We start from the raw sequence: 26,710 nt of genomic DNA on the forward strand, positions 1-26,710 counted from the left end.
CTCTTGGATAAAGGAAATTTTGATATAGCAAACAGCGTAGAAGAAGGGGGACTACGAAGGGTACAATACCTGCAATAATATACTATATGCCATTTATCTTAAGATGTATTATTTCATGAGAATACGTTAAAGGAGTTTTCCTCATGAATATTACATCTGTTTTAATTTACTGCTTTATTGCCACTTTTACACCAGGTCCAACTAATATCGTTATACTATCTACAGTCCATAATTTTGGGGCAAAAAAAGCAATGAAATATACGTATGGAGCAACTCTAGCTTTTGGTTTATTACTTGTTATTTCTGCTATATTGAATACAATGCTTATAACGATCATACCGAAAATTTTAATTGTTATGCAGATAATCGGAAGCTGTTATATGTTCTATCTCGCCTATCAAGTTTACAAAATGGATACATCCAATCCAACCGTAAACCAATCAGCTACCTTTATGTCAGGCTTCTTTATGCAGTTTCTAAATCCAAAGGTAGTACTATTTACAATGACTGTAATTCCTAGTTTTATTATGCCCCACTATATCGCAATACCTGCGGTGACGATAAGTATTGTCGCTATAACGCTTATTGGTTTTTTAGCATTTGTGACATGGGTTCTTTTCGGTGCAATCTTCAAGGAGTTTTTACAGAAGCATAAAAAGACTGTTAATATAATGATGGCCTTATTTTTAGCCTATGCGGCCATAATGATATGGATGTAGGTAAGCTTGTTAGGGGTGATTGAAATGGACAAATTTATCTATAAGAAATCAGCAGGTATTACTGCATTATCAGCAAGTCTTTCTGAATTTAAGTATAAGAAGCACTCTCACATGGAGTATGCAATAGGCGTAACATTGCGTGGAATTCAAGAGTATACCTTGGATGGCAGCTTACAGTTATCCTATCAAAATGGTGTGATGCTTTTTAATCCAGAACAGGCGCATGACGGAATGGCACATAATAAGGTGGGGCTTGATTATGTCATGCTATATATTGAGCCACAATTGCTTTTGGAGATTATTGAGCACAAGGATATCGTACGGTTTTCAACGCCAATTGTGTATGACTATAGCCTTGAACAAAAAATATTAAGTCTTTCTAAGGCTATCTTAAGCGAAAAAGATGAGGCTTTGTGTAGCGAATTACTTTTATCCTTGACGGATAGCCTTTTTCAAACCAATCTTTCTACAGACAATAAGAAAGAGAACGTGTTAATTCGAATAGCGAAGGATATGATTCATACCAACTTAGAACATGTACTTAAACTTGACGAGATATGTAAAGAGCTTAATTTATCGAAATTTCAGTTTATCCGATTATTCAATGCTCATACTGGAATTTCACCATACCAATACTTTCTTAACTGCAAGATCGAACGTGCAAAGCAGTTAATAGAAAAAAATAGAGATATTTATTCAGCAGTAGCAGAATGTGGTTTTGTTGATTTAACCCATTTAAATAAACACTTTAAAAGTGTATATGGAACAACAGCATTTGAATATATGTCACATTTAAATTGAGGAGGAGGGAATACGTTGAAACAAACTACAGATTTGTTGAAGATGAAGCAAAACAATGAAAAGATTGTCATGTTAACAGCCTATGACTATCCTTCTGCAAAGCTTGCAGAACAAGGGGGCGTTGACGTCATATTGGTTGGTGATTCGCTTGGAATGGTTGTTCTGGGTTACGATTCAACAATTCCAGTTACAATCGAAGACATGATTCACCACACGAAAGCTGTTAAACGAGGAGCGAAGGATACATTTATCATTACGGATATGCCGTTTTTAACCTATCATTTGTCTGTTAGAGATACATTAATCAATGCTGGGGAATTAGTTCAAGATGCCGGTGCCCATGCGGTGAAGCTGGAAGGTGCCGATGAAGTCGTCGAACATATCGCCGCCCTGACAAGAGCAGGAATTCCTGTCTGCTCCCACCTGGGACTGACTCCGCAAACTGTTGGAGTTTTAGGCGGATATAAGGTGCAGGGAAAAGATGCATTAGCCGCTAAAAAATTGCTGGAAGATGCTAAGAAATGTGAAGCGGCTGGAGCATTTGCTCTTCTTTTGGAATGTGTTCCAAGACAACTTGCAGAAGAAGTAACCAAAGCCCTTTCGATTCCGGTGATTGGAATTGGTGCTGGATTGGATGTGGATGCCCAGGTTCTCGTATATCATGATATTTTAGGCTATGGTGTTGAACGGGTTCCTAAGTTTGTGAAACAATACCATTCGCTGAATCCGTTTATATTGGAGTCCATTCAAGCTTATACTGCTGATGTGAAGAATAAACGGTTTCCTGAAGAAAAACATACTTTTACGATGAAGGAAGAGGAACTGAAAGTACTTTATGGAGGTAAGGCTGGTGATTCACGGTACTGAAGATCCGATTATCCCTTATGAACATGGAAAAAATCTGGCTAACGAAATTACAGGTGCGGTTTTACTGAGTTCAATAAAACAGCGGTAGTCTAGGACTTTATTTTTCCGTCCATGGCTGCCGCTGTTTCTATTACTTGGATCATCAGTCTAATGTAGTATCGTTTTACTCTTTGCCATTCCTCGTTCAACTAGTGTTAGGTTCAACTAGCGTTTTCCGTTAGGTAATTAGTAAAAGTACATAAGGGGTTATACAAAATAATGCTTGTTTTCATTAACCCATTGAGTAAATGTTCTGGCTGGCTTGCCTGTAACTTGTTCTACTGTCGGTAGAACGGTATAGGCTCCTTTAGGAGGGTTTTTCCCAATCCCTATAATAAAGTATTCAATAAATTCATTGTCATAGCCTTTGCTTTTCCAATCTTGTTGTACTTGTTCTTCTGTAATTTCAACAAGATCAATGTATTTATCTATAACTACAGAAATTTGTTTAACCATACTTCTTGGAGACAATGCTTCTGGTCCTGTCAAATCATATGTCCGCTTATCATGGCCTTCTTCTGTTAGTGCCTTTACTGCGACATCAGCGATATCAGCTTCATGAATTCTAGCGCTTAAACTATCGGGGAAAGCCGTACGAATAATCCCTTCTTTTTGGATTGATTCTGTCCAACCACTGTAAAGTGCATTTTTCATAAATTCCACTGGCTTTAGTAAAGTCCATTCCATTCCGCTATTTTTAATAACGTCCTCAATTGGGTTCCCTTCAAAATCTAACAGGGCTACAATTCTTGCAACATTAGCTTGTTTTGCCATCTGAATAATTCTTTTGTTTTTTATAAATTTTTCGTCCGATTGTTCACTCTGAGTTATCAGAAACAAGCTATCTATAGTATGGAGATGTGCTTTTATAGTTTCGGGAATATCAAGATCCCCTAGAACTACTTGTGCTCCTTTAGGTAAGTTGCTTTCCTTCCTTGACAATGCCTTTACTTCTATATCTTTTGCAAGTAGTTGTTCAACAATATGACTTCCCACACTTCCTGTTGCTCCTGTAACTAGAACTTTCATTCCTTATATCCTCCCAAGATTAATTATTTAGGTATTACTTTCGATTAGATACTCCTCATGGTCTACTGCTATTTGAAGGTTACTTGGTTATAATAAAGTGTGGTGTAACACCATAGTCAAGGAGGGATTTCATGGAGAATAATGTTCAAACTCATTTAACGTCAGGACAATTTGCAAAAGTGATGGGTATTAGCAAGGATACTTTATTTCACTATGATCGACTTGGAATTCTTTCTCCTGAATTTAAAGCTGAAAATGGGTATAGATATTATTCAATTAATCAAATTGATGTTTTTAAAGTGATCTCAATACTTAAAGAATTAGAAATGCCATTAAAAGAGATAAAAGAGTATTTAAATAAAAGGTCACCTCAGGAGCTCATTGTCCTACTTGAGAAAGAAGAGGCAATGCTGAATTCAAAAATTAAACAACTGCAAAAAATGAAAAGCATAATATCAGAGAAGAAACGAATTACCCAAGCAGCAACTGAGATCATTTCAACTGATATTATTATTGAGGAAAAAAAGGAGGAGTTTTTGGTAGTAACAGAGGCTGATCCTTACACAAATGATAAAAGCATTTACGATTCTATGATAAAACACGAAAAGTACTTGAACATTTATAGTATTGATGCTTCCCATACAGTAGGCTGGATGAGAGATACTACAAGAGTCTTAGCAAATGAAACATTCAATTATGATTATCTTTTTACTAGAGTTAGTAAAAAATCAAATTATTCAAATTTCAAGCGAGAAAAAGGAACATATTTAATCGCGTACCATACTGAGGGATACACAAGCGTATGTGACACTTATGATCGAATAATAAATTATGCTAAAGATAAGAGCATAGAATTACAGGGATTTTTTTATGAGGATGTTTTGTTAGATGATCTTTCAGTTAGAGGTTATGAAGAGTATTTAATTAAGATCTCTGTTCAAATCTTAGAGATGTAGTTTAGACAACAAAGAGAACCCATTTCTCTACTTTACTGTATATAATACTCACGGCAAATCAAACTTTCCTGCTGGTTAAACATCCATGCATCCCAATAAAACATTTTACTGTACAGACGGAATTCTGCATAAAAATAGATACAGGTTTGTTAGTCGTTGTTGAAGAGGTGGGTAGAGAGGCAATCTCCTTTTTCGGAGATTGCCTTTTTCTATTGGCATGCCCTTATGGGTTATGAAAACTGAGCCATTCTCAGGCACAAGTATCCCAAAGCTCCATCAATTTAGTTATGGCTGCATCAATGTTGTCTAGGGACACACCATCTCTGGCTTCCGTAGATATACCTTCCAGAAAGGTAACGAATAGTGTGGTTAACATGCTAACATTTGTGGATTCTTGAAGTTCTCCGTTCTTGGTAGCTCGTTCAATACGAGCATAGAACTTGTTCCTAGTCACTGCTCTTTGCCTGATCAATAGTTCTCGAATATGAGTGTTTTCTGGCGAACAAGTATTTGCAGAGAATATGACTAAACAACCCAAGGGATGGGTCTGCTCAGTCTGCATGATTGCTGAACTTCTTAAGGCTAATTCAATAGCTGTGCGCGATGAAAGGGAATAGTTTGTAAGGCTTGTCGATACTTGTCCGTATGTAGCCAAATACTGGTCCAGCGCTTCTTTGAATAATGCGTCTTTTGATTCAAAAGCTGCATAAAAGCTGGCTGAGGAGATGCCGCCCATCGCCTTTTTGAGTTGAGCCAAAGAGGTTGATTCAAATCCATGCTCCCAAAACAACATCATAGCTTGGGAGATCGCTTCGTCGCGACAGAATTTACGTGGTCTTCCGGTTCTAACCATGGAGTAGCCTCCTTTTACCTTGTACTTATATACTAATCGATCCAAAAGTGATTGACAAGAGCGGGAGGTCTCTTTAAAATATGGAATGATCGATCCATAAATAAATGTAAGGAGGTCAAATCACTGGCACATTTGCTTGGTCTTCCGCTTGAACTTGTTTTCAAATCAATATTAAGGAGCTGCGCTAATGTCCAGCAATAATTCTTCTACTACTGCAAAGATCGCGTCTTCCGCTTCCTCTAGGTCCTTTCCCTGGCTTGGCCTGCTCGCTTTGGCTATGACAGGATTCATCTGTATTATGACAGAAACGATTCCGGCTGGTTTGCTTCCGCAAATAAGTAAGGGGCTTCATATTTCAGAGGCAATGGCCGGTCAATTGGTCACCGTGTATGCTATCGGTTCCTTAGTGGCTGCCATCCCTGTAGCTATAGTTACCCGCCAATGGCGGAGGCGTCCGCTGTTACTTCTGGCTATCTGCGGATTCCTGGTTTTTAACAGTGTCACTGCAATTTCTTCCAGCTACATACTGACGCTGGCTGCCCGTCTACTGGCAGGAGTTTCGGCTGGAGTTCTATGGGGAATGATCGGCGGTTACGCTCTCCGCATGGTCTCTGCTACATTGAAGGGGAGGGGGATGGCGGTTGCCATGGTTGGAACGCCCATCGCCTTGGCTATTGGTGTCCCTGCGGGAACGTTTCTGGGGAACCTTATGGGTTGGCGTTCTGTTTTTGGAATCATGTCACTACTGACTGTTATACTGATCGTGTGGGTGCTTTGGAAGGTGCCGGACTATCCGGGACAGTCCTCCGATAAGCAAACTTCGATCTATGCAGTCTTCCTTACACCGGGGATTCGGCCCATACTATTGGTTGTACTGACCTGGATGACAGCCCATAATATTCTTTACACTTATATTGCTCCATTTCTTGCGGCCAATGGGATGGGGGAGAGAGTGGGTCTGGCGCTGGCTTTCTTTGGCATTGCTGCTCTCGTAGGTATATGGATAACTGGCGTATTCATCGACCGTTGGCTGCGTAAGCTTGTCCTTATTAGTCTTATTTCCTTCGTCTTTATTTCTATTGCCATGAGCTTTAGCAACTCCAATGTCCTTATGATCTATATCATTGTTACGGTATGGGGGTTAACTTTCGGCGGCGCAGCAACGCTATTGCAAACGGCGCTTGCTCAGGCTGCAGGGGAGAGCAAAGTGGATATGGTCATGCCGATTAACACGACCGTATGGAATCTGGCTATCGCTGGCGGCGGGATGGCTGGGGGTATTTTACTTGAAACTTTTGGTGCGGGATCATTTTCATGGGTATTATTCATACTCTTATTCCTTGCGCTTCTCGTGGCTTGGGGTGGCAAAAAGTATTCGTTCCCTCCACAGTAATCTGGTAATTAGTGAGAATTTGTTTAAAAAATTCGCTTGTTATGACTTCTAGGGGTAGTACCAGCGTCGCTGTCACCAGGGGCAAAGTAGATGGATAAATATGTTAAATACAAGTTCTGGGAATTTCGCTATGATTGGAGAAATTCCTGCGTCTCAAACGTATGGAATAAACCTACATTTATCTTGTTGGGTTGTTTACGTTAATGTGCAAAGACAGAGCTAGGCTGCCGACATTGATCGGCAGCCTAGTCTTAGTTGGAGATTGAACTATCGTTTCCCGTTAGCGCAAGTACATTACATTAATTCACCATCTTAATCTCCAGGCCGTGACCGTGACATTTAAAGTTATAGTTGGGGTTTTTCATAACCTCTTCTTTCTGAAGTTCATACATGGCTAGTTTATAGTTTATTTCTTCCAAGTGTTTTTGACTTTCGTCAATTTTCTTCTGAACTTCCAATTTATGCTGCATCAACATTTCTTCTCTTTGCAAATAGGTGCTATTTCCCAATTCATAAAGTTCCTTGTAATCCTTGATTTTTGAAAGAGGCATTCCTGTCTCTTTGAGACAACGAATAAAAGAAATCCAATCTATTTGTTGTTGGTTATAAACTCTACGACCTTTTTCGTCACGAGATATATTTGGTAATATCCCCTGCTCTTCATAAAACCTAAGTGTCTTTGCAGATACATTTAAATTCTCCACTACATATGTCATTGAATATAACATCTATTTGTCCCACCTTTAGTTACAGTTACTGTAACTAAATATATATCATGAAAAGATCGAAAACACAACAATTCTACATGTAATCATATAAAAATAAATCCTTGACCTACTGTAACGGTAACCAATTACACTGAAACAGAAAATAAAATATGATAGCGAGGTTAAGGAAATGAATCAAAAATACAGTAGGTTATTTGAATCCTTCACATTCAGAAGTGGAATAACAATGAAGAATAGTATCGTTATGGCACCTATGACCACCTGGTCAAGCAATGACGATCTTACCATTTCGGATGACGAAGTAAAGTATTACAAACAAAGAGTGAATGGAGTAGGACTCGTCATTACAGGGTGTACTCATGTTACACCTAATGGGCAGGGTTTTACGAATGAATTCGCTGGGTACAATGATGAATTTACTCCAAGTTTACGAAAATTAGCTGAAGCAGCGAAAAGTGGAGGCTCTCCAGCGATCCTACAGATTTTTCATGCTGGCAATAAAGCTTTGCCCGATTTGGATGCAGTTAGTGCGAGTGCATTGCAACCCGAAATTACTAATTTAGGTTCAACGCCAGAAACAAGAGAACTATCACATGAGGAGATTTTGTCGATTGTACGTGCTTTTGGAGATACAGCAAGACGAGCGATTGAAGCCGGATTTGATGGCGTCGAAATTCATGGGGCACATGGATTTTTAATTCAAAACTTCTGGTCGCCAGCAACGAATCAACGGACGGACCAATGGGGAGGATCACTTGAAAATCGCTTGCGTTTTCCATTGGCGATTATTAACGAAATCAAAAATGTCATTGAAAAACATGCTGCAAAACCATTTATGATTGGTTTCCGGCTTTCCCCTGAAGAATCCCACAAAGTGGACGGATTACGTATGAAAGACACGTATGAATTAATTGATTTCCTTGTTGAACAGGATTTAGATTATATTCATGCTTCATTAGATAATGTGTCTTCAAAGCCAGTAGATAGTCAAGATGAAAAAACACGGCTTGAATTAATTCTTGAAAGAGCAAACGGTAAGATACCTGTGATGGCTGCTGGTTCCATACTAACACCGGATGATGCTCTTCAAGCTGCGGAATTAGGATTGCCGCTAGTCGCCATTGGGCATGCGTTAATTATGGATCCTAACTGGGTTGAAAAGGTCGCAAATGGACGTGAAGCCGAGGTGGATTCTGAGTTGAACGTTTCGAAACTCAACCAGCTTAATATTCCAGAAAAACTTTGGAATGTAATTCAAGCAATGCCCGGTTGGTTTAATATTGGGAAATAAAAAGTAGTCCTAAAGGCTACTCAGATTGACGAGAAACCCACGTCTTTTATGAGACTTCGGGTTTCTTTTGCTAATTCTCCGTCCATTCGTAGTTCGGTAGGGCAATTCTTACTGTTGCGGACACACATACTGCGAATGTTTCGATCTTGAAGGCCTTTGCAAATCGGTCGTTAAATAACCTGAATCTAAGGCTACTGCTCCAGAATATTGTTGCGTTAAACTGCCCGTTAGCTTAGTCCCCATGAATAAATAAAAGTTCCGAATTAATTTTTGTATATGGAACTTCGAGTTGTTTGAGACTCATATTGTCTAAAATATACAGCTTGGATATACTTATTTCAAGCGCTAAGTTCCGATACTCACAGTAATAGGAACTTTATTCGGAGGGGATTACATGAAGCGAAATTGGGAACTGGACGAGCTGATTGAGCATTTTACCTATCTCCCGAACGAAATGCAGCAAATAGGGAATAAGAGCAGTGAGACGAGGATCGGTTTCGCAGTCATGTTTAAGTTCTTCCAATACGAGGCGCGATTTCCGTTCCATAAATTTGAAGTTCCTAAGGCCGTCATTTCATACATCGCCAAGCAAATCGAAGTGCTGGCAGAACTGTATGCACAATACGATTGGAACGGTCGGATGATCAAATATCACCGCGCTCAAATCCGAGAATTTTTTGGTTTTCGAGAAAATACCGTTCAAGATTCACAAGAGATGTCGGAATGGCTATGCCAGCATGTCCTTCATCGTAGTCAGGAGTGGGAACATATAAAGGAATCGGTTTACGGTCGGTTCCCGGGAACTGAATGTAGAACCACCGTCACCTGAACGTATTGAACGTCTGATCCGTTCCGCCATTCATACCCACGAAGAAAATTTTTTCCAAGCGACAATCCTGAAACTGCCTCCTTCATCACCAGCGAAATTGGATGCCCTCATTGAAAGCATCGCTATGCTCGATGATACTGGTGAAGATATGCCTTTGAAGACAACGGCCAAGTTTCGTTTCATGAGCTAACGCTGCAAAAAAGATTGATTCTCTCACTCTATGGACTTGGCACCAACACTGGACTGAAACGTGTGAGTGCCGGGGATCATGGCGAGTCATATAAGGACCTGCTCTATGTGCGAAGGAAGTTCATTCATAAAGACAATTTGCGAAATGCCATAGCTGATGTCGTCAACCACATTTTCAAGGTGAGGATGCAAGAGGTTTGGGGCGAGGGTACCACGTCCTGCGCGTCAGACTCCAAGAAATTCGGCGCATGGGATCAGAATCTCATGACGGAATGGCACATCCGGTACCGAGGCCGCGGCGTGATGATTTACTGGCATGTCGAGAAAAATTCAACGTGCATTTACTCGCAGCTCAAATCATGTTCCTCGTCGGAAGTCGCCGCCATGATGGAGGGATTGCTTCGTCACTGTACCGATATGGAAGTCGAGAAGAACTATGTCGATTCACATGGACAGAGCGAAGTCGCGTTTGCCTTCTGCTATTTGCTAGGCTACCAGCTCATGCCGCGTCTTAAGGCGATCCATTCACAGAAACTGTATCGGCCCGAACCCGGCATGGCCGATGCTTATTCCAACCTGCAACTGGTTCTTACGAGGCCGATCAACTGGGAGCTGATCCGCTAGCAATACGATCAAATGATGAAGTACGCTACTGCGTTGCGTCTCGGTACCGCCGAGACGGAAGCGATCTTGAAATGGTTTATACGAAACAATTTGAAGCATCCGACTTATCAAGCCTTGGGGGAACTCGGTAAAGCTGTTATCCTGCCGGGTAGGGCTTTATTTGGTTTGTTCTATTTAGTAAATAGTCTGTGCTTGTATGGTGGAAATTAGCTAGTCTAATTAAGATCTCCGTTGGAATGTCTATTTCCCCACGTTCATAATTGCTGTATATCCGCTGGCTACAATTCAGATAACCGGCCATTTGAGTTTGAGTCAAATCTTTATCTTCACGTAAATCTCGAATCCGTTGATACATCATATTCACCTCGAACTAAGAATATCTTAGCGAAATAATCGCTATTGATTTTTAGCGAATAATTCGCTAAAATTAGTCGGAGGGTTAATAATACATATCAAGAAGGAGTAGATCATGAGTATCTTGGAGAACTTTTATTACGGAAAATGTAACCCAAGTGAACGAATCAAATCGAAAGACACTGAGTTTGAACTGGTCTCTCAGAGAATAGCTGATGCTGAGGAAGCCCTCAAAACAAAATTGCCAGAACAGGATTACAAATTAATTGAAGAACTTTCTGATTTACAAGATGTTTTAATTTCCTTATTGTCCGCTTCGGCTTATATTGAGGGTTATAAAATGGGGGCACTAATAATGATTGAAGTATTTGACGGGAAAGAAGGGTTAAAATAGGTAGTTCAGAAGATTGGAGGGGGCGATTATAAAAATTTTTGAAAGGTAGCTCCTTCATGAGGAGTTACCTTTTTTATTTCTAAAAGTAGCTAGCCTGCCGGATAAGGTTTTTTTTGTTTCGTTCTGTTTAACAAGTAGTCTGTGCTTGTGTTATGGAAATCAGCTAGTTTGATTAGAATCCTTGTAGGAATATCAACATCGCCGCGTTCGTAATTGCTATAAATTCGTTGACTACAATTCAAATATTCAGCCATTTGGGTTTGAGTCAAATCTCTATCTTCACGCAAATCTCGGATTCTTTGGTACATCTTCTCACCTCCAAACCAAGAATATCCCAGCGAAATAATCGCTATTTATTTTTAGCGAATATTTCGCTATTTAGTCGAAGGATTTCATTTAGGTTTAGAGCAAGAAGGGAACAGACGTATGCGCATCCATTTATTGTTTGAAGTATATGATTTTGAGACTCAATATATTTACCAAATATGCGTACGCACCGTTTCTTACTGCACTTGCTTCTGTAGACATGATTTATGTTCTCCTAATATGGTTTTGTTGAAAAATCAAAAGGCCGGCACATTGGCCGACCTGGTTCACCGAGGCTCGAAAGCTGTGGATGTGATCCTTATTTGATTTTCCATGATACAAATATATCACGCTGAAAGTCTAACGAACGGCCATCATTCGGTCAAAAATCATTCAATAAACAGTCTCTTTTCACAGGTTATAATAACCATTTATTATCCAAATCCTATGAATAGATATTATTACAGGAAAAATCATCTACTATATCTCCCTATTTTACGAGTATATATAATTCATGTTAGTATATTGATTAAAATACCAAATATATGAAGAGAGGATTGATTTTATGCAAAAGTTTAAGAAATTGCGTTAGAATTAATTTCTAAACTAAAGAATATTGGATCACGTGCTTGGAATGAACAGATAAAAATTTATGTAGATAAGATACCACTTTTGACCGACGGTGCAAAAGAAACTTTGAAATATTATCTTGGCTATCAAGTAATAATGCAAGCTTTGGATATTCATGGTAGATTTCACAGGCACAGCAGAGGACGGTCTTGCTTACGCCTTAAAATATGTTGGGTTGCCTGCATGGTTGGCCGAACCCGCATCCAGAGCTATTGTCTTCTTCCTGCTGTAAAACCGAACAAAAGGGGGACTAAACGTGTACATACTCGCATTGATTATACTTATTACTACAGGTTTGGTATCCATAGCTGATATTCTGTTTGATATAAAAGATTCAGGTGAAGGAATCCGGTTGATGGTTAAAACTTCACAGGCTCTATTCTTCTTATCATTGTTGTTTTTCACAGTAAAAAGCGGTACCAAGAAAAGAGACTGAACTCGTCACACAAAAAAAGGGTGGAATTGATATAGTTTATCAATTCCACCCTTTTTAGTTATTGCTGCTTCCCGACGTACAAAGCCAATCTGACGATTCTGCCGAACTGTTTCCAAATATTCCTCCACCGCAAGGGATGACTCGGCGATTTTTCTTTCCGGGAATCACTGGAATAGCCTGTTGTTCCTTCAAAAACATGCGAATGACATAGATATCTTACGCGCGGTCGTCAAACACTTGGGATGAACATTCCGGGATTATTCGTTTTAGGCTCCATGTTTTCGACAAACAGTAATGATGGAAGGAGATAAAGGGGTAAACGGTGTTTTATCCCAGTCCGAATATTGATTTTCGATACAAAAGCCGCGGCTCGTTAATAAACGCTGAAGCGTGTCATTATCAGTAAAGCGACATGCAATTCGAGAAATTGTTTTCTCCGATCCCCAATCACGGAACGTGACCCAGTGCATGATCTGGTTACTTGAATCATACGACTGTGTCCCAGATATCTTGACTTTAATTCCATCTTTATCGATAAAATTTCCCCAGATGCTTTCCTCTTGGTTGGATAAATCGGTTCCCAAGGGATTTCGTGTTTCAAAAACAAATATCCCATTTGATTCTAGGTGCTTGTAGACGGTTTCGAGTAAGGCTCGTTGATCGTCATCGCTCAAAAATGCCTGGAATGCATTTCCTGTCAAATAAATCATGGAAAAACGCTTTTCGGAATCGAATGTACGAGCATCAGCTTCAATAAAATCCACAGGCAAACCTTGAGCTTTAACCCGCGCATATTCAAGCATCGATGAAGAAATGTCAACACCTGTTATATGTATCCCCGATTTTGATAAATGAATGGTTGTCAATCCTGTACCACATGCAAGTTCCAGAACCTCGCCTGGGTTCAATCTAGCCATATCAAGATAGAAATTGTATTTATTAGTCTCACCGCCAAATTCAAGATCATAATTAATCGGGTCTCGATACTCTTCAAGATTATCGTGATTTATCAATATGAATCATCCCTTCACTACACTACAGATTCCTTTAAATCATCCTTCATTATACCATCCATTCTCGGTTTTGCGATATATGGAAACCACGTTGATGTTTTATAAAAAAAGGACTGACGCGCCAGCACTTTTAAAACAAAAAAGCCGCTAATTTAGCGGATCTGATGATGAAGGTATAATTATTGTAGGAACAAATAAAGGATTAGATCATTTAACCTACCCAGAAATAAAAAAAATCATAGGGGATAAAATTCTTATTAAATACGCAGATCAAAATGAGACGTAAAAAAGGCGGTTTCCCCTTTTGGGGAAACCATTCGTTATACATAATTCTTTTAAATATTTACTTAATATCCGCATTAACCATACTCTGAATTTTTTATGCGAGAAATTATAGTATTTATATCTCTTTGTTATAGGAACTTCTTCATTTCATTAAATGCTAACTCCCTGTGGCCTGCTTGGCAGTGTTGCTCACCACCTGTTTCTTTAGTAAATACTTTGGTTGTAATGGACGCAGCATTGATTAATTCTTGTTGGATTTGTGCGAGTCGGCTAATAGGTACGTATTGATCATCTTCTCCAGCTAATAAAAGAACATCTTGATTAATGAATGCTCCAATGCCTTGCATCGTGTGCTTTTCGAAATTTTTAATGAGATCAAAAGGCGTTGCTACACCGGTGTTTTCCATCCCTTTGGTAATCTTCCAATGCAAATCAATATTGTGAGTCATCATCTGTTCGAATAATGAATTCACTTGATCTACTTCATTACGATCGACTAGCTGCACTATGCTCTGGTAAGTCTCTTCTGACATTCCCATTTTTAAGGCATCTAAACCACAATAGAAAATGTTAAAAGCAACTACTTTATCGATTCTCTTTTCGAAGGCTGCCGCACGCATTGCTAAATATCCTCCCCAAGAAGCACCTACGAGACTAACACGATCTAATTTGAAATAATCAATCACCGTTGATATGGGCTTTTCCCAGTTATGAATGAATTTTAGGCCGTTTTTTAAAGCAGTTCCTTGGCCAGGGCCATCGAATACAATAATATTGTAATCAATTCCCTTCATAAATCTCATCATTTTAAGCATCTCTTCCATGTAAGAATCATAGCCACCAAAGACAAGTAATGTCTTCGTAGCTCCAGGTGTCAATAATTTTACAGCAGGAAGATACGAGTCTTCATAGGGAATCTTGTAGGATTCATAATCAAAATCATGAAAGCCTTTATAGAACATTTCTCTATATTTTCGATACATTTTTTCTTTATTGGGGTCTGTGGTTGCAAGATAAAATTCTGCAGCTTGATAGTAGACTGAGGCTAAGTCAAAGTCCTTGCTGTCTTCGCGTTTCTTTGCAAAATTGAGCCAAGCTTCATACCAGCTATGGGTGTCTTTTAATTTCGGAATCATCTTTTCCAAGTCAGCTTGTGCTCGATCATCTTCTTGATAATAATCATTGATAAAACGATTAATTTGAAGATTGAACTGTTCGTTATTGACATAGGATTTAAACATATATTGTCCTCCTTCAATTTGGGTATGTGCTTACTATAGAGTATAGTTACTACATAAAAAATAATTAGTATCGCATAATCTGTAAGATATCTTACATGTTATATATGAATTGTTCGAAAACTTACACATAAGGAGCAAGTGGTTAAATGAATGAAGATATCAGAATTTATAAACAAAAATAGCTATTGAGCGAGCTTTAATAGAATTACTCCAACAACATGATTTTAAAGATATTACGATCAAAAAAATCTGTGATCAATCTCTTATCGGACGTTCTACCTTTTATAGTCATTATTTAGATAAGTACGACTTGCTAGAAAAAATAGTTAAACAGTATGCTTGATGTCTATTCAGTGGGTTTTGAAAAATGGCAAAGATGCGAACATCATTTTTCTTTTAGATCAAATGCAAGAATATATTATTAATCAGTTAAAGTCTGACTTGTATCAAGGTTAAATGTTTTAGCTAGTATGAGGGCGGTGAGATTACTTGGTTGATATAGAAAAGAACTTTAAACATAAAAAATATGCACCCCTCGAAGGGATGTGTTTCAAGCTACGAGAAATTGAGCATATCAAGAATCAAGCAAATGATTGGGAGCTAAGACTTCAGTTTATCGAATCCCACACGATTCTTGTTGCGGCAAGCGGTCAAGGCTGGCTAACGATTGATGGGCAATTCACCGAACTTCGACAGGGCAGCGTTTACGTGTGTACGCCAGGAGAACTCATTGAAGCAGCCGCGCACTCCTTTGATGAACGAGGGTTTTATTATCTTCGATTTGATGTTATGGACGATGAGGTATCTTCAGCCCATTCGATGCAGATTATTAAGAAGAACAGCCCGTTTCCGGCTAAAGGGGAAGTTATCGTTACGTCGCCTGTTTCTGTTAATACGTTGTGCGATACCATTAACCAATACTTGCAGGATGAGGATCATTTAAAACGATTTCGCGGGCAAATTCTCTTTCAAGAACTGCTGCATACCATCTTGCAAGATGCCCATCTTGAACAAGGAAACGATTCGGAAACGGCCCTAGACTATATCAAAGGCTATATAGAGCAGCATTACCAGAAAGAACTGACAATCGATCACTTGGCCAAGGTGGGGGGAATGAGTACCCGTCATTTTATGCGATTATTCAAAAAAAGGTATGGCTGCAGCGCGATCGACTATTTGGCAGTGTTCCGAATCGAGCAGGCACAACAGCTGATGAGGTCGGGTGGGCAAAATCGTCTTCGAGATATTGCACGACATGTAGGTTACCATGACGATACTTATTTTCGGCGCAAATTTAAACAGGTATCGGGCGTGCCTCCAGCGGCATTTATGCAGAACAGCAGAAAAAAAATAGTCGCCTACGATTTCCCCAACATTGGACAATTGATTGCGCTTCAAATTAATCCTTTCGCCGCACCAGCCGATCACCCATGGACTGGTTATTACAAGCGAAAGTATCACATGGATGCCGTGCTTCCTCTAAGTTCAAATCAATGGATCAAGAGAGAAGAAATTCGACTTGCTGAACCCGATTTTATTGTTGGTATCGACACTCTGGTATCTCCTGAGGAACAGGAAATGCTGAGGAAAATTGCACCTGCATTTTTTGTACCCTGGGTGAAGAACGATTGGCGTACGCATTTGCGCTTAATTGGGAAATTTCTGGACAAGACCGTAACAGCCGAGACTTGGCTTGAAAAATATGATCGAAGGGCTCTTTTTGTAAGAGAGCAAGTGAAACATGTATTCAAGGATGATCGTCTCCTCATTCTGAGAATCACCGGTGATCGTTACAATGTTTTGGGCAGTAGAAGCCTAGGCACAGTATTTTACGATGATCTGCATGTTCTGCCTGTGCAAGGTGTCGATCTTTTGAGTCAAAATCAGCAGATAACGCCTGACCAACTAGCGAATTTTGATCCAGATCGTTTATTGCTCATCGTAGACGAGGACATTCAGTCACAATTAAGTTGGCAAACACTCATGAATTCTAAGCTATGGAGTGATTTGAAAGCTGTCAGGAACAGCCGGGTGGACTTCCTTCCCTCATATCCTTGGGTAGAATATACGGCTTTCACTCATGAGCTTATGCTGGATGAAGTTTTAAAGATTTGGCGGGATCGTGCATGAAAAAAAGTCGCTATCGTCAATATTCCGAAATTATAAATTCATCTATACTCCTAATATATGATAATGATAATCAATTTTAATTAGAGGTTGTCATAAATAAATCAAATGATCAGGAGGACCACCGAAGAATGAAGCAACAACGACATATAATCGCAGGTTTAATTATCGTATTGTTCGTCATTGTAAGTACTGCTTGTGGAGCCAATAATGCAGGAAACACAGCTAGCAATTCTGAAAAAGCGAATAAAGGAGCCACTGCTGAGCAGCACGTTATTTCAACTTTAAAAGGGGACCTTAGTATTCCAACGGAGCCCAAAAGGGTCATTGGACTCTCTGTTGTTTACCCAGAGTTGTTATATGCACTTGGCGTTACGCCTGTTGCGGTACAAAACTATCATCCGGATTTCCCATCCTATTTAAAGGAACCGTTTAAAGATACACTGAAGATGGGAATTGCCCAAACTCCTAATTTTGAAGCTATTCTGGCCTCTAAGCCGGATTTAATTATTGCCCCTACGTGGTGGTCCGATAAGGATTATGCTCAGCTTTCCAAAATTGCACCAACGGTGCTTTTACCGCAGCGGGATGATTGGCGTGATGAGTTACGGGATATTGGCAAGGTTCTAGGCAAAGTGGAACAGGCTGAAAAGGTCATTCAGGATTTGCAAACGAAAGAAACTGAAGCGAAGGAGAAACTTCATTCTCTAGTTGGTGACGAGACAGTCATGTACATGATGATTATGGCGAAGGAGATCGTTATTTACGGAGAAAATAGTGATCGGGGAATCTTCATCCATAAGACATTAGGTCTAAAGCCGATTAAAGAATATCCACAGGGTGAGCTAAGTCTATCCATTTCATTGGAAAAAATACCGGAATATAATCCTGACCATATCATTTTGCAGTTAGATGATGACTCCAGTCAAGAAGTTCGGAATAGATATGAGGAAATGCTGAACAGCTCTTTATGGAAAAACATGACAGCCGTGAAAAAAAAACAGGTTCACATGATGGGAGGCAAGGAATGGTTTAGTCTTGGCATGTCTCCATTGGCAGATCTTCATGCTATTAACGATGTCGTTCATGCTTTTGAAAAATAGAGAACAATAATGGGAGTGTATGCTATGGGCACGGTTGATTTTCAACATTTGGAAGAAAATTTTTTCCTTACTTTGAATGAGCTCGATAAAACCGTGCTTACCATCCCTGCATTTGATCTATTAAAAGTTGAAAATATGAATCACTTAATCGACACATACGGCACGCTCATCAAAGCTAAAGAACGTTCAGCAGCAGCAGCTTTTTTTATTAGCTGGTACGCCGGGGTATGCGGTGCGATGCAGCACATGCTGTATCAAGGCAACGTGTTGCTGTTGGATTTATCATTATCTAATTTATCCGTACAATTATATGTAGTTGACGGCTATCCGCTTTTTTCATTTAAAATCAACGAAGTGCGATTTAACCAAATTTCGATAATGGACTGGGATGAGGGGGAGAAGAAATCGCTTGATTCCTTTTACAGGGAACAGGTAACGCCTATAATCCAACTTTTGTCCCAACTGGCCCCCATAAACGCTATTCCATTATGGGGACAAATCGTTAATGCGTTGTATGCTCAAATGGAAGAAGAGTTGGCCGAAGCGTCTGATGAAGAAAGTAGAACCAGGATCATTTCTTTTTTCAAATTGCTCACACACGATGTCGATGCTAGTGCGTTCGGACTCCGTAATAACCCGTTTAATATTAAACCAAATTTCATTGAACACCCAAATATCCCTGATCAAAAAATGTTAGTGAAAACAGCTTGTTGCCTGGCTTATTGCTTGGATCGTGAATTTGGTTACTGTTACGCATGTCCGCGATTAAAAGAAAAGGATCGGGCATTAATGAGAGCGAATGGACGTTGTTGAAAAAACATCTGCTTTGATTGGATAATAACGATTGAAGCTATGGAATAACGATTTTGATGGGCATGTTGCGTACGAACAATATATTTTTACAGTTGTTATATGAATTTCTTCATTTCATTAAATGCTAACTCCCTGTGACCTGCTACCACCTGTTTCTTTAGTAAATACTTTGGTGTAATGGACGCAGCATTGATTAATTCTTGTTGGATTTGTGCGAGTCGGCTAATAGGTACGTATTGATCATCTTCTTGATAATAATCATTGATAAAACGATTAATTTGAAGATTGAATTGTTCATTATTGACATATGATTTAAACATATATTTTCCTCCTTCAATTTGGGTATGTGCTTACTATAGAGTATAGTTACTACATAAAAAATAATTAGTATCGCATAATCTGTAAGATGTCTTACATGTTATATATGAAGTGTTCGAAAACTTACACATAAGGAGCAAGTGGTTGAATGAATGAAGATATCAGAATTTATAAAACAAAAATAGCTATTGAGCGAGCTTTAATAGAATTACTCCAACAAAATCATTTTAAAGAAATTACGATCAAAAAAATCTGTGATCAATCTCTTATCGGACGTTCTACCTTTTATAGTCATTATTTGGATAAGTACGACTTACTAGAAAAAATAGTTAAACAGTATGCTTCTGATTTTAAAGTTGAAATTGAGCAGCGTTTTGATCCCATCGAAGATGGTAAGGTGGCAAATGCCATAGAACTTGTAACTGATAAAATGATTAAAAATAAGCTCGAAATTTCAACATTGTTAGCCGTTCATGAAGTAACAGCAGATCTACGTAAGGAATTTGAACAAATTTTGTTTAGGACTTGCTTAGATTATTTAAAGCAACAGAATTCTTCAACTTCGATCGCATTAGAGTATTTAGCAGAACTATATGCTGCTAACTCAATGATGTCTATTCAGTGGGTTTTGAAAAATGGCAAAGATGCTAACATCATTCTTCTTTTAGATCAAATGCAAGAATATATTTTTAATCAGTTAAAGTCTGATCTATATACAAGTTAGCACACGTGGAGTATGGGTTGCAGGAATAAACAATGAAGATCTATCTTGTAAAATGCAAAATAACACTTTGTTAAAGTTCAATCACGAATTAACAAAGTGTTATTTTAAATAATCTTCTCGTTCACAACATTGTTTCACCAAAGGTAACTTACCGGAACTTTAACTTTATAATCCTTGGGTAAGTCCTAATATCTGATCATTCACATGTACATTACTTAATCCCCCGTGATAACAAACTACGGATGCAATGTCGAGATCCAAATACTTTTTCAATGAGAGATGAGCTGCATTTATATCGGGTGTGGTCGGGACATGAATTCCTGCGAGAATCCCGTTTACACTGTACATCGAATCCCCGGCAATAAGAGTTTTACTTTGCCTTAAATAAAGGCTGATATGACCCGGAGTATGCCCAGGCGTATGGATGACTCGAATCCTGCTGCAAAACGGAAGTTCCTGGCCATCTATTAAGATATCATCCACTTTGCCCTTCGGGGGATTCACAAGGTGACCATCTTTTAAAAGAGGGATCTCCCCCTGAATATACGGCTTATCCAGTTCGTGTGCATAGACTTTAATATGATGGCCACACTCCTGCAAAATCTCAGGAAGACAACCTATATGATCCACATCTTGATGCGTCAAAATCACAACTTTTAGTTGGTCAAACGACACGCCTACCTTTTCCATAGCCACGCGTAAATCTTCCATTTGCCCGGGAAATCCTGTATCTATTAATACAGCCATTTCTCGATCCCACAAAAGAATGGGGTGAATCATATTCCCATGAAAATCTAGCTGAAGCATTTCTACTCCCTGTGAAATTTCCATAATATCGGGCCTCCGTACATGTAATTGCCACCCATGCTAAAATAGGTTCATGGGGCGAATCCAACTCTGTAGCGTTGCCGTTCCTTAATGTCAATGGATACGGTGCGAATGGATGTAATAGGAATAACAAGCGTCTGATATTGCGTAACGTATTTAACGAACTTGTCGTCAATCTGATCCAATATCCCGTCGCATACATTTGTCCCATCTATAAAATGAATAGTTACTTCCTTGCCTTGTAAGCTTGCTAACATGATATCACCTCGTATTATTTCTTGAAGTTTCTTGCAGATCATTAGGTTTTGAGCATCTTTACAAAGAAGTTATCACTTGATCAATAACACCATATTCCAGTGCCTCTTGAGCGGACATGTAAAAATCCCGGTCCATATCTTTTTCGACTTTTTCAAAAGATTGCCCGGTCCGTTCAGCTGTGATACGGGTTGCCTTTTCACGCGTCCATAAAATTCGTTTTGCGCTGATCGCAATATCGCTGGCCTGACCTTGTGCGCCGCCGTGCGGCTGATGGATCATGATTTCACTGTTCGGCAACGCCGAACGTTTCCCTTTGGCGCCCGCCAGCAAAAGGATCGCGCCAAACGAAGCAGCAAATCCCGTACATATCGTGTGCACATCGGGTTTGATGTACTGCATCGTATCATAAATGGCAAATCCTGCGGAAGTAGAGCCACCCGGGCTGTTGATATACATGTAAATTTCTTTTTCCGGATCTTCTGCCGCCAGGAACAATAATTGAGCAATAATACTGTTAGCCAAATGGTCATCAATGGCTGCCCCGACAAACACAATACGATCCTTTAATAGTCTGGAATAGATATCGTACGATCTTTCACCTTGAGCAGTTTGCTCGACAACATAAGGCACATAAACACTCATTTTTTATACCCCCAATTTCCTGTTTCCAGTTGATTTCTCCTTGTAAACGAACCGAGGCCGTAAAAAGATACGGAGGCTTTAATGGGAAAACGATTTACGTAAATGGTGTAACTTTTACAACCACTTGTTCGTTTACATTGGAGGTAGCAAATGGTTTTGCTCTAGGAAAGGGCAGAATAAGACCGTGGAGGAGAGGACCTATGCGCATAGATGATTCTATACAAATGACAGATAATATAATAAACATCGAGAACTTGGAGGAATTACAGGCGGTCCTGAAACGTTACTGTCTGTCGCTTACGAAATCAAATTGGGATGCGGAAGAACTGGCTCAGGACACTTGGATCAAAGCATTAGGTAAGTTAAATAGCTTCGAGCATACAAATCCCGAAGCGCTTTTGCTACGGATTGCTAAGAACACCTGGATTGATGACATACGGAGAAAAGCAGTCTACACTCGGATATTGAATAGGGAACAAGCGAAAGTAACTGTACCCGATCATGGATCTTTTGAAATCGAGATAGCGCTGCATTCCTTAATGAATCATTTATCTCCGCTTCAGAGAACTGTTTTTTTGCTGCGAGATGTGTTTGAATATTCGATTCGTGAGACATCCGACATGCTTGAAACAACGGAGGGAGCGGTAAAAGTTGCACTCCACCGGGCACGAAAATCGCTTGGAGCAGTCAGGGAGGATCTTCTCAAAGGAGAGTTATCCTTACCGGAAAGTGAAAACTCGAAAACTTTTCTGAGAGCGTTGACGGCAGCATATCAGATGGGAGATATTGCAGCAATGGTTATGCTCTCCCATCAGGATGAAATGGAGCCGGACGTGGTGATCGGAATCGTCAATCATAAGCTGCACCGGAGTCTCGCTACAATAAAACAAACGGATTCCCATACCATGAGTATGATAGCGGCGTAGTTTGCGAAAAGAAATGCGGAGCTGATCATAGTGGTTGTTTCTGATGAAACAAGTTTCAGCCAATCCAATTTACGAACAGATTGTTCGGGATTACAGGCAGCAGGGTGAAATCATGCGGGGCAGTAACAGAGGCAGCGCACAGCCAATAATGGCAAAGAGTCCATGGTGGCTGTGCGGAAATATCGGGTTTATCATTCAGGAATAATATTTAATTTTTTATATTAGAAAGTGAACCCTGAGAGCTAACCCTTTTAACGTGAAGGAGCAGTGTTTTATAGAATAGCCTTTGCTTGATGCAGTGAAAAAGTTAGACCTGCCAACAAACATTGCGCATGACGACCAGCCCGTTTTCTGACTAGTACAAGCTAAACGGGCAAATTTTAACTTCAGGTACCCGTTGATTTTGGGAGGTAAACAATGAATTTGAATGAAATTAAAAAGTTGCCAGATAATATGTCTAAAGAACAATTAGAATCCTATCTTATTCATTATTTGGATTCGATTGAAAATGTAGAGAAGATTAATACGCTTGAAATGTTAGAATGTTTTTCAGAATTTGCTGATAGGAGAGCTAACACCTATGAATTGTTAAGTGATTCGTTCAGAAAAAGAGTAGATCGTTTTGTACTTAAATTATGGAATGATACATCTTCGGAGATAGTCGATGTTTATTCATCCGTTGTTGTTAATCTAAATTTAAAAATGAGTTACAACTTAATGAAAGACTCTTTAGAAAGAGATCTAAATGAAGAAATCCGAGAAATTATCGAGGATACAATTAACGAGATAGGCGAGGATATAGAGGTCCCATTTAAATTGAATTGATATGTAGATTTTAAAGTTATATTGGGGAAGTGTCAGCTTAGCTAGTACGCCCCCGTGTAGATCAAGAGGATACTATCGGTGCATTGGACAAGCACATTGCGAATTTGTCTGGTAAAACAATCTACCTGTAATATTTCAAACTGTACTTCTATTGATAACGATGCAAGAAGTCATCAACTAATTTGGCGTTTGTCATCTGAATTACAGACTGATTTTCCAGTTCCTCGGCCATATCATCATCCGTCATGGAAACGAAAAAAATAATATCTTCTTTGGATTGGCCGAATTGATTAAAAAGTACATCGTCTGTTTCCTTAACTACCTTGGCCATAATTTTTATCACTTCATCTTTATAGTCAAACACATTTTCGGTTGCATACAGAAATTTGCTAATATGATTGAGATGTGTTGTATCGCCATATTGATATTCGCTTAATGCCCATCTATAATAATTTTCATCTTCCTTGCTGTTGCACAGGTCTTGGGCTTTCATGTTTGTGATATGTCTAACAAGTGATTCCTCCGTATTAACAGCAAGAAACAAGGTGATAAAATCGCTGTCTGTGCCAAAAGCACAAGCGTAAACCTGCTCATTCTTCACTTCTTCCAATATGCTTTTAAGATCATCCAAAAATCCTGCCCTAAATCTTTCCTCAAATTCACTTAGAAAGTTGCTCATCTGATTCATATACTCCTTAATGTCTCTTTTGGTAAACTTAGATTATCAGATTTCTCTAATTAAAGTTAGTTGGAGTTTGTTCAATTAACTGGCAAAAAAAATTTTTAGAAACCCGTTCATTTGTTTAAAAAAAAGTTGTTATAATTGTTAGATCAGTGTGTAGAGATATTGGTACTAGTTTTAATGACCAAAAATATATGTCGCATGATACGTCTACCATCTGAAATATTTTTATTTCGGAGGGAAACAATATGTATAAGGAAGAAAGACTGCCTCAAAACGCAAAAGAAGGTATATTATTTTTATTGATTATTTCAATTATTTCAGTAAACACGATCGCCCCGATTATTATGGGATTGGAGCGCGGCTTTAGTAAAGAAAATTATTTAGAAACGCTAAAGATTATTCCGTTTATGTGGATTATCGTTGTTTTGTTAGTAAGATTGGTTGCGGGACCGTTAGTGGGTAAAGTGATACCCAAATTCGTAGGACAAACAGATGGATTTAATGCTAGAGTTTTATTGAATACTTTATTGAATGTTACGGTCTTATCTGTTCTTCTAACCATTATAGGAACTTGGGTTGGTACGAAACAAATAAGCCTAGAACCTTTTCAGAACTTCTTTCATAGTTGGTTTAGAAATTTTGGTGTAGCATTTTGGATTGAGCTATTGATTGCTCAGCCAATAGCAAGATTTGCAATGAAAAAAATACACGCAAGACAGGCTATCCAAGAAAGAGTGTAAATCCGTAACACGATACCAAAGTCATAATAAAAAACCGCATAACAACGTGGTTTTTCGTAAATCGGTAAAGTTACAAACCATGTAGAAAAAGCGCTGGTCCCAGGCTGGAACCAGCGCTTTTTCGCGTTTCGGATTACGAACTTTCATCAGGCCAAGCAGGCCGGGTTGGCGACTTATTTCCTAAATGACGCTTTGCCGTCCGTTCGCCTCTATACTTACTGGGCCGTTAAAATCAGTGGTCCGTCCGACGTAACTGCGATCGTATGCTCATATTGCGCTGACAACTTGCCGTCGGCCGTTCTCGCCGTCCACTGATCATCGTCGATCGTGATACGGAACGTACCTTGGTTGATCATCGGTTCAATCGTAAACACCATGCCTTCCTTTAACCGAATGCCTTTGCCGGCTACGCCGATATGCTCGTAGCTTGGCTCCTCGTGCAGGCTCCGCCCGATCCCATGCGCCAGCAGATCGCGTACGACCGAAAACCCGTTTGATTCCGCATGCTGTTGAATCGCCGACGTTATGTCGCCGAGCCGGCCCCCCGGGAGTGCCCGGGCGATCCCCAGATCCAAGCATTCCTTTGTCACCTTCATTAATTTTTGCGCTTCCGGCCGGATATTGCCCACCGCATAGCACCAGCACGAATCGCCAAACCATCCGCCGTATTCCACGACGATGTCGAGCTTCAGCAAGTCGCCGTCCATAAGCGCCTGGTTCGAAGGAATGCCGTGGGCCACCACATCGTTGACCGAAATGCAGGTTTCGGCGGGGAAACCGTTGTACCCTTTCGTAAACTGCTTGCCGCCCAGCTTGGTGATGTGTCTGGCAACAAAGTCATTGATTTCCCGGGTGGTGATCCCAGGCTCGATCAGTTTGGCCACCTCGCGGTAGCAGTCCGCAACGATTTGGCTCGCCGGCTTCATTTCTTCGATTTCCCTAGGTGATTTTAGAATGATCATCTTTGTCTATTCGCTCCTTATCAATTCTATAATTTTAAAAACCGGGCGATATCCATGGCCTCCTCGTGCAGCTTTCCGCGGCGAAGCGAAAGCGAGGCGCAGCCGACCAAGGCGGCCAGCAGCATTTCCGCGCGCTGTAGCGGATACGGCGGCTCCGCCGCGTTTCCGCCGGAAGCGGCAGTCCCGTCCACCGCATGACCGGTTTCCAGCAGCGCGGCAAGCGGCGCGAGCACCTCCCGGCGAAAGGCGGCCGAGAGCGGGGCCGAGCGCGCTTCAGGCAGCGAGGCAAAGCCCTCACCGGCCAGCTTATGCAGCAGGTACAGGGCGTGGTCCTCCGCCCAAAGCTGCAGTAGCCGAATGCCGGCGACGGCGACGGGGCCAAGCTCTGCGGCAGCGGCCGGTTCGCGGCTTTCGCTTTGGGAATCCGCGGCAACCGAGTTCCCGGTGTCCGCCGCAGCAGCCAAGCCGAAATGCCAGCCCGTTGGCGCCTCCCCCGAAGCCGAAGCGCGCGGGGCCTCCAGCCATCCCCCGGCCCGCTCCAACGCGTCCCATAGCAGATCGTGGAGCAAATTGCCCTTATTGCTGTAATAATGGTATACCGTGCCATAGCCGAGTCCCGCCTGCACAGCCACATCGCGGATTTCCAGTAAAGGCCCTTTATTCAAAAACACATCGGCAGCGGCTTTCCGGATTTGCGCCAGACGCCGCAGCCGGATCTCTTCGTTTTGTTCCTTCGTGCGTGGAGACATCTCGTCCGTCACCTCTTTTATTTTTGACCTTCT

The 26,710-nt window shown here is 40.3% G+C and carries 31 protein-coding genes and 2 pseudogenes; 19 read left to right on the forward strand and 14 right to left on the reverse strand.

Annotation, left to right across the window (positions count from 1 at the left end; all coding sequences use genetic code 11):
• Positions 1–143: 143 nt before the first annotated feature.
• From NSS66_RS24955 to NSS66_RS24970, 4 genes and pseudogenes are all read left to right on the forward strand, one after another.
• Entirely contained in the window at positions 144–719 is a 576-nt protein-coding gene (locus tag NSS66_RS24955) for a LysE family translocator (RefSeq protein WP_264453807.1), read from the forward strand.
• A 24-nt stretch (positions 720–743) separates the two neighbouring features.
• A complete protein-coding gene (locus tag NSS66_RS24960) occupies positions 744–1,520 on the forward strand; it encodes an AraC family transcriptional regulator (protein WP_023988507.1) in 777 nt (258 codons plus the stop codon).
• Positions 1,521–1,535: 15 nt separating this feature from the next.
• Positions 1,536–2,387 carry a 3-methyl-2-oxobutanoate hydroxymethyltransferase gene (panB, locus tag NSS66_RS24965; RefSeq protein WP_023988508.1) on the forward strand — a complete coding sequence of 284 codons (852 nt, stop codon included), beginning with the start codon at positions 1,536–1,538 and terminating at the stop codon, positions 2,385–2,387.
• A pseudogene (locus NSS66_RS24970) lies at positions 2,368–2,457 on the forward strand (alpha/beta hydrolase); the annotation flags it as partial. The gene panB and the pseudogene NSS66_RS24970, both read left to right, overlap by 20 nt.
• A 176-nt stretch (positions 2,458–2,633) precedes the next feature.
• Here NSS66_RS24970 and NSS66_RS24975 read toward each other — a convergent pair.
• Positions 2,634–3,455 carry an NAD(P)H-binding protein gene (locus tag NSS66_RS24975; RefSeq protein ID WP_264453805.1) on the reverse strand — a complete coding sequence of 274 codons (822 nt, stop codon included), beginning with the start codon at positions 3,453–3,455 and terminating at the stop codon, positions 2,634–2,636.
• 131 nt (positions 3,456–3,586) lie between these two features.
• Between NSS66_RS24975 and NSS66_RS24980 the strand changes: the two genes are divergently transcribed.
• Complete coding sequence (locus NSS66_RS24980; RefSeq protein ID WP_340960037.1) at positions 3,587–4,411, forward strand: MerR family transcriptional regulator; 825 nt, start codon at positions 3,587–3,589, stop codon at positions 4,409–4,411.
• A 250-nt stretch (positions 4,412–4,661) separates the two neighbouring features.
• On the opposite strand, the gene NSS66_RS24985 is transcribed toward NSS66_RS24980, so the two are convergent.
• Positions 4,662–5,264 (reverse strand): TetR/AcrR family transcriptional regulator, encoded by a 603-nt coding sequence (locus NSS66_RS24985; RefSeq protein ID WP_340960038.1) that lies wholly within the window; start codon positions 5,262–5,264, stop codon positions 4,662–4,664.
• A gap of 187 nt (positions 5,265–5,451) precedes the next feature.
• Here NSS66_RS24985 and NSS66_RS24990 point away from each other — a divergent pair, with 187 nt between their 5' ends.
• Positions 5,452–6,657: an MFS transporter gene (locus NSS66_RS24990; protein ID WP_340960039.1), complete on the forward strand. Its 1,206-nt coding sequence runs from the start codon at positions 5,452–5,454 to the stop codon at positions 6,655–6,657.
• A 299-nt stretch (positions 6,658–6,956) separates the two neighbouring features.
• On the opposite strand, the gene NSS66_RS24995 is transcribed toward NSS66_RS24990, so the two are convergent.
• A complete protein-coding gene (locus NSS66_RS24995) occupies positions 6,957–7,385 on the reverse strand; it encodes a MerR family transcriptional regulator (RefSeq protein ID WP_076295892.1) in 429 nt (142 codons plus the stop codon).
• A gap of 169 nt (positions 7,386–7,554) precedes the next feature.
• On the opposite strand from NSS66_RS24995, the gene NSS66_RS25000 reads away from it, so the two are divergent.
• The 3 genes and pseudogenes from NSS66_RS25000 to NSS66_RS26890 all read left to right on the forward strand — a co-directional run.
• A complete protein-coding gene (locus NSS66_RS25000; RefSeq protein ID WP_340960040.1) occupies positions 7,555–8,676 on the forward strand; it encodes an NADH-dependent flavin oxidoreductase in 1,122 nt (373 codons plus the stop codon).
• A gap of 394 nt (positions 8,677–9,070) precedes the next feature.
• Entirely contained in the window at positions 9,071–9,505 is a 435-nt protein-coding gene (locus NSS66_RS26885; protein ID WP_445671365.1) for a DUF4158 domain-containing protein, read from the forward strand.
• A gap of 183 nt (positions 9,506–9,688) precedes the next feature.
• Positions 9,689–10,456, forward strand: a pseudogene (locus NSS66_RS26890) (Tn3 family transposase); the annotation flags it as partial.
• Here NSS66_RS26890 and NSS66_RS25010 read toward each other — a convergent pair.
• Positions 10,455–10,676, reverse strand: a complete 222-nt coding sequence (locus NSS66_RS25010; RefSeq protein WP_339202068.1) for a helix-turn-helix domain-containing protein — start codon at positions 10,674–10,676, stop codon at positions 10,455–10,457. The pseudogene NSS66_RS26890 and the gene NSS66_RS25010 overlap by 2 nt on opposite strands.
• A gap of 111 nt (positions 10,677–10,787) precedes the next feature.
• On the opposite strand from NSS66_RS25010, the gene NSS66_RS25015 reads away from it, so the two are divergent.
• Positions 10,788–11,066 carry a DUF6809 family protein gene (locus tag NSS66_RS25015; RefSeq protein WP_254351656.1) on the forward strand — a complete coding sequence of 93 codons (279 nt, stop codon included), beginning with the start codon at positions 10,788–10,790 and terminating at the stop codon, positions 11,064–11,066.
• An 89-nt stretch (positions 11,067–11,155) separates the two neighbouring features.
• Here the strand turns inward: NSS66_RS25015 and NSS66_RS25020 are convergent, their stop codons facing one another.
• From NSS66_RS25020 to NSS66_RS25030, 3 genes are all read right to left on the reverse strand, one after another.
• Positions 11,156–11,374, reverse strand: coding sequence for a helix-turn-helix domain-containing protein (locus tag NSS66_RS25020; protein WP_044645949.1), 219 nt, complete (start codon positions 11,372–11,374; stop codon positions 11,156–11,158).
• A 1,330-nt stretch (positions 11,375–12,704) separates the two neighbouring features.
• Positions 12,705–13,451, reverse strand: a complete 747-nt coding sequence (locus NSS66_RS25025; protein WP_076160960.1) for a class I SAM-dependent DNA methyltransferase — start codon at positions 13,449–13,451, stop codon at positions 12,705–12,707.
• Positions 13,452–13,864: 413 nt separating this feature from the next.
• The gene (locus NSS66_RS25030; protein ID WP_053325388.1) at positions 13,865–14,977 is read right to left on the reverse strand and encodes an alpha/beta fold hydrolase; all 1,113 of its coding nucleotides are present in this window, start codon (positions 14,975–14,977) and stop codon (positions 13,865–13,867) included.
• 247 nt (positions 14,978–15,224) lie between these two features.
• On the opposite strand from NSS66_RS25030, the gene NSS66_RS25035 reads away from it, so the two are divergent.
• The 4 genes from NSS66_RS25035 (at position 15,225) to NSS66_RS25050 (ending at position 19,020) form a co-directional block, all read left to right on the forward strand.
• Entirely contained in the window at positions 15,225–15,320 is a 96-nt protein-coding gene (locus tag NSS66_RS25035; protein ID WP_233903895.1) for a hypothetical protein, read from the forward strand.
• 146 nt (positions 15,321–15,466) lie between these two features.
• Positions 15,467–17,107, forward strand: coding sequence for a helix-turn-helix domain-containing protein (locus tag NSS66_RS25040; RefSeq protein ID WP_053325389.1), 1,641 nt, complete (start codon positions 15,467–15,469; stop codon positions 17,105–17,107).
• Positions 17,108–17,235: 128 nt separating this feature from the next.
• The gene (locus NSS66_RS25045) at positions 17,236–18,207 is read left to right on the forward strand and encodes an ABC transporter substrate-binding protein (protein ID WP_023988518.1); all 972 of its coding nucleotides are present in this window, start codon (positions 17,236–17,238) and stop codon (positions 18,205–18,207) included.
• 24 nt (positions 18,208–18,231) lie between these two features.
• Complete coding sequence (locus tag NSS66_RS25050) at positions 18,232–19,020, forward strand: hypothetical protein (RefSeq protein ID WP_053325390.1); 789 nt, start codon at positions 18,232–18,234, stop codon at positions 19,018–19,020.
• Positions 19,021–19,115: 95 nt separating this feature from the next.
• On the opposite strand, the gene NSS66_RS25055 is transcribed toward NSS66_RS25050, so the two are convergent.
• Complete coding sequence (locus tag NSS66_RS25055; RefSeq protein ID WP_028541348.1) at positions 19,116–19,340, reverse strand: hypothetical protein; 225 nt, start codon at positions 19,338–19,340, stop codon at positions 19,116–19,118.
• Positions 19,341–19,486: 146 nt separating this feature from the next.
• Between NSS66_RS25055 and NSS66_RS25060 the strand changes: the two genes are divergently transcribed.
• Positions 19,487–20,062, forward strand: a complete 576-nt coding sequence (locus NSS66_RS25060; RefSeq protein ID WP_028541347.1) for a TetR/AcrR family transcriptional regulator — start codon at positions 19,487–19,489, stop codon at positions 20,060–20,062.
• Positions 20,063–20,227: 165 nt separating this feature from the next.
• On the opposite strand, the gene NSS66_RS25065 is transcribed toward NSS66_RS25060, so the two are convergent.
• Genes NSS66_RS25065 through clpP form a run of 3 tightly spaced genes read right to left on the reverse strand, consistent with a single transcriptional unit; the run spans position 20,228 to position 21,790 of the window.
• On the reverse strand, positions 20,228–20,893 hold the full coding sequence (locus NSS66_RS25065; protein ID WP_053325391.1) for an MBL fold metallo-hydrolase: 666 nt from the start codon (positions 20,891–20,893) through the stop codon (positions 20,228–20,230).
• Positions 20,894–20,940: 47 nt separating this feature from the next.
• Entirely contained in the window at positions 20,941–21,147 is a 207-nt protein-coding gene (locus NSS66_RS25070) for a hypothetical protein (protein WP_053326565.1), read from the reverse strand.
• A 58-nt stretch (positions 21,148–21,205) separates the two neighbouring features.
• Positions 21,206–21,790: an ATP-dependent Clp endopeptidase proteolytic subunit ClpP gene (clpP, locus tag NSS66_RS25075; RefSeq protein WP_013310269.1), complete on the reverse strand. Its 585-nt coding sequence runs from the start codon at positions 21,788–21,790 to the stop codon at positions 21,206–21,208.
• A 200-nt stretch (positions 21,791–21,990) separates the two neighbouring features.
• On the opposite strand from clpP, the gene NSS66_RS25080 reads away from it, so the two are divergent.
• The 3 genes from NSS66_RS25080 (at position 21,991) to NSS66_RS25090 (ending at position 23,541) form a co-directional block, all read left to right on the forward strand.
• Positions 21,991–22,716, forward strand: coding sequence for an RNA polymerase sigma factor (locus NSS66_RS25080; protein ID WP_053325392.1), 726 nt, complete (start codon positions 21,991–21,993; stop codon positions 22,714–22,716).
• A gap of 43 nt (positions 22,717–22,759) precedes the next feature.
• Complete coding sequence (locus tag NSS66_RS25085; RefSeq protein WP_155252341.1) at positions 22,760–22,921, forward strand: hypothetical protein; 162 nt, start codon at positions 22,760–22,762, stop codon at positions 22,919–22,921.
• Positions 22,922–23,133: 212 nt separating this feature from the next.
• Positions 23,134–23,541, forward strand: coding sequence for a hypothetical protein (locus NSS66_RS25090; protein ID WP_053325393.1), 408 nt, complete (start codon positions 23,134–23,136; stop codon positions 23,539–23,541).
• 148 nt (positions 23,542–23,689) lie between these two features.
• Here the strand turns inward: NSS66_RS25090 and NSS66_RS25095 are convergent, their stop codons facing one another.
• Positions 23,690–24,220 carry a DUF4303 domain-containing protein gene (locus NSS66_RS25095; protein WP_053325394.1) on the reverse strand — a complete coding sequence of 177 codons (531 nt, stop codon included), beginning with the start codon at positions 24,218–24,220 and terminating at the stop codon, positions 23,690–23,692.
• Between the two features lie 251 nt (positions 24,221–24,471).
• On the opposite strand from NSS66_RS25095, the gene NSS66_RS25100 reads away from it, so the two are divergent.
• Positions 24,472–24,966 (forward strand): hypothetical protein, encoded by a 495-nt coding sequence (locus NSS66_RS25100; protein WP_053325395.1) that lies wholly within the window; start codon positions 24,472–24,474, stop codon positions 24,964–24,966.
• A 215-nt stretch (positions 24,967–25,181) separates the two neighbouring features.
• On the opposite strand, the gene map is transcribed toward NSS66_RS25100, so the two are convergent.
• Both map and NSS66_RS25110 read right to left on the reverse strand, forming a co-directional pair.
• Positions 25,182–25,928 carry a type I methionyl aminopeptidase gene (map, locus tag NSS66_RS25105; RefSeq protein WP_023988527.1) on the reverse strand — a complete coding sequence of 249 codons (747 nt, stop codon included), beginning with the start codon at positions 25,926–25,928 and terminating at the stop codon, positions 25,182–25,184.
• Positions 25,929–25,954: 26 nt separating this feature from the next.
• Positions 25,955–26,677 (reverse strand): TetR/AcrR family transcriptional regulator, encoded by a 723-nt coding sequence (locus NSS66_RS25110; protein ID WP_053325396.1) that lies wholly within the window; start codon positions 26,675–26,677, stop codon positions 25,955–25,957.
• Between the last annotated feature and the right edge of the window lie 33 nt (positions 26,678–26,710).

It is taken from the genome of Paenibacillus sp. FSL R10-2748 (genome assembly GCF_038005565.1).
Lineage (GTDB): Bacteria > Bacillota > Bacilli > Paenibacillales > Paenibacillaceae > Paenibacillus > Paenibacillus polymyxa_B.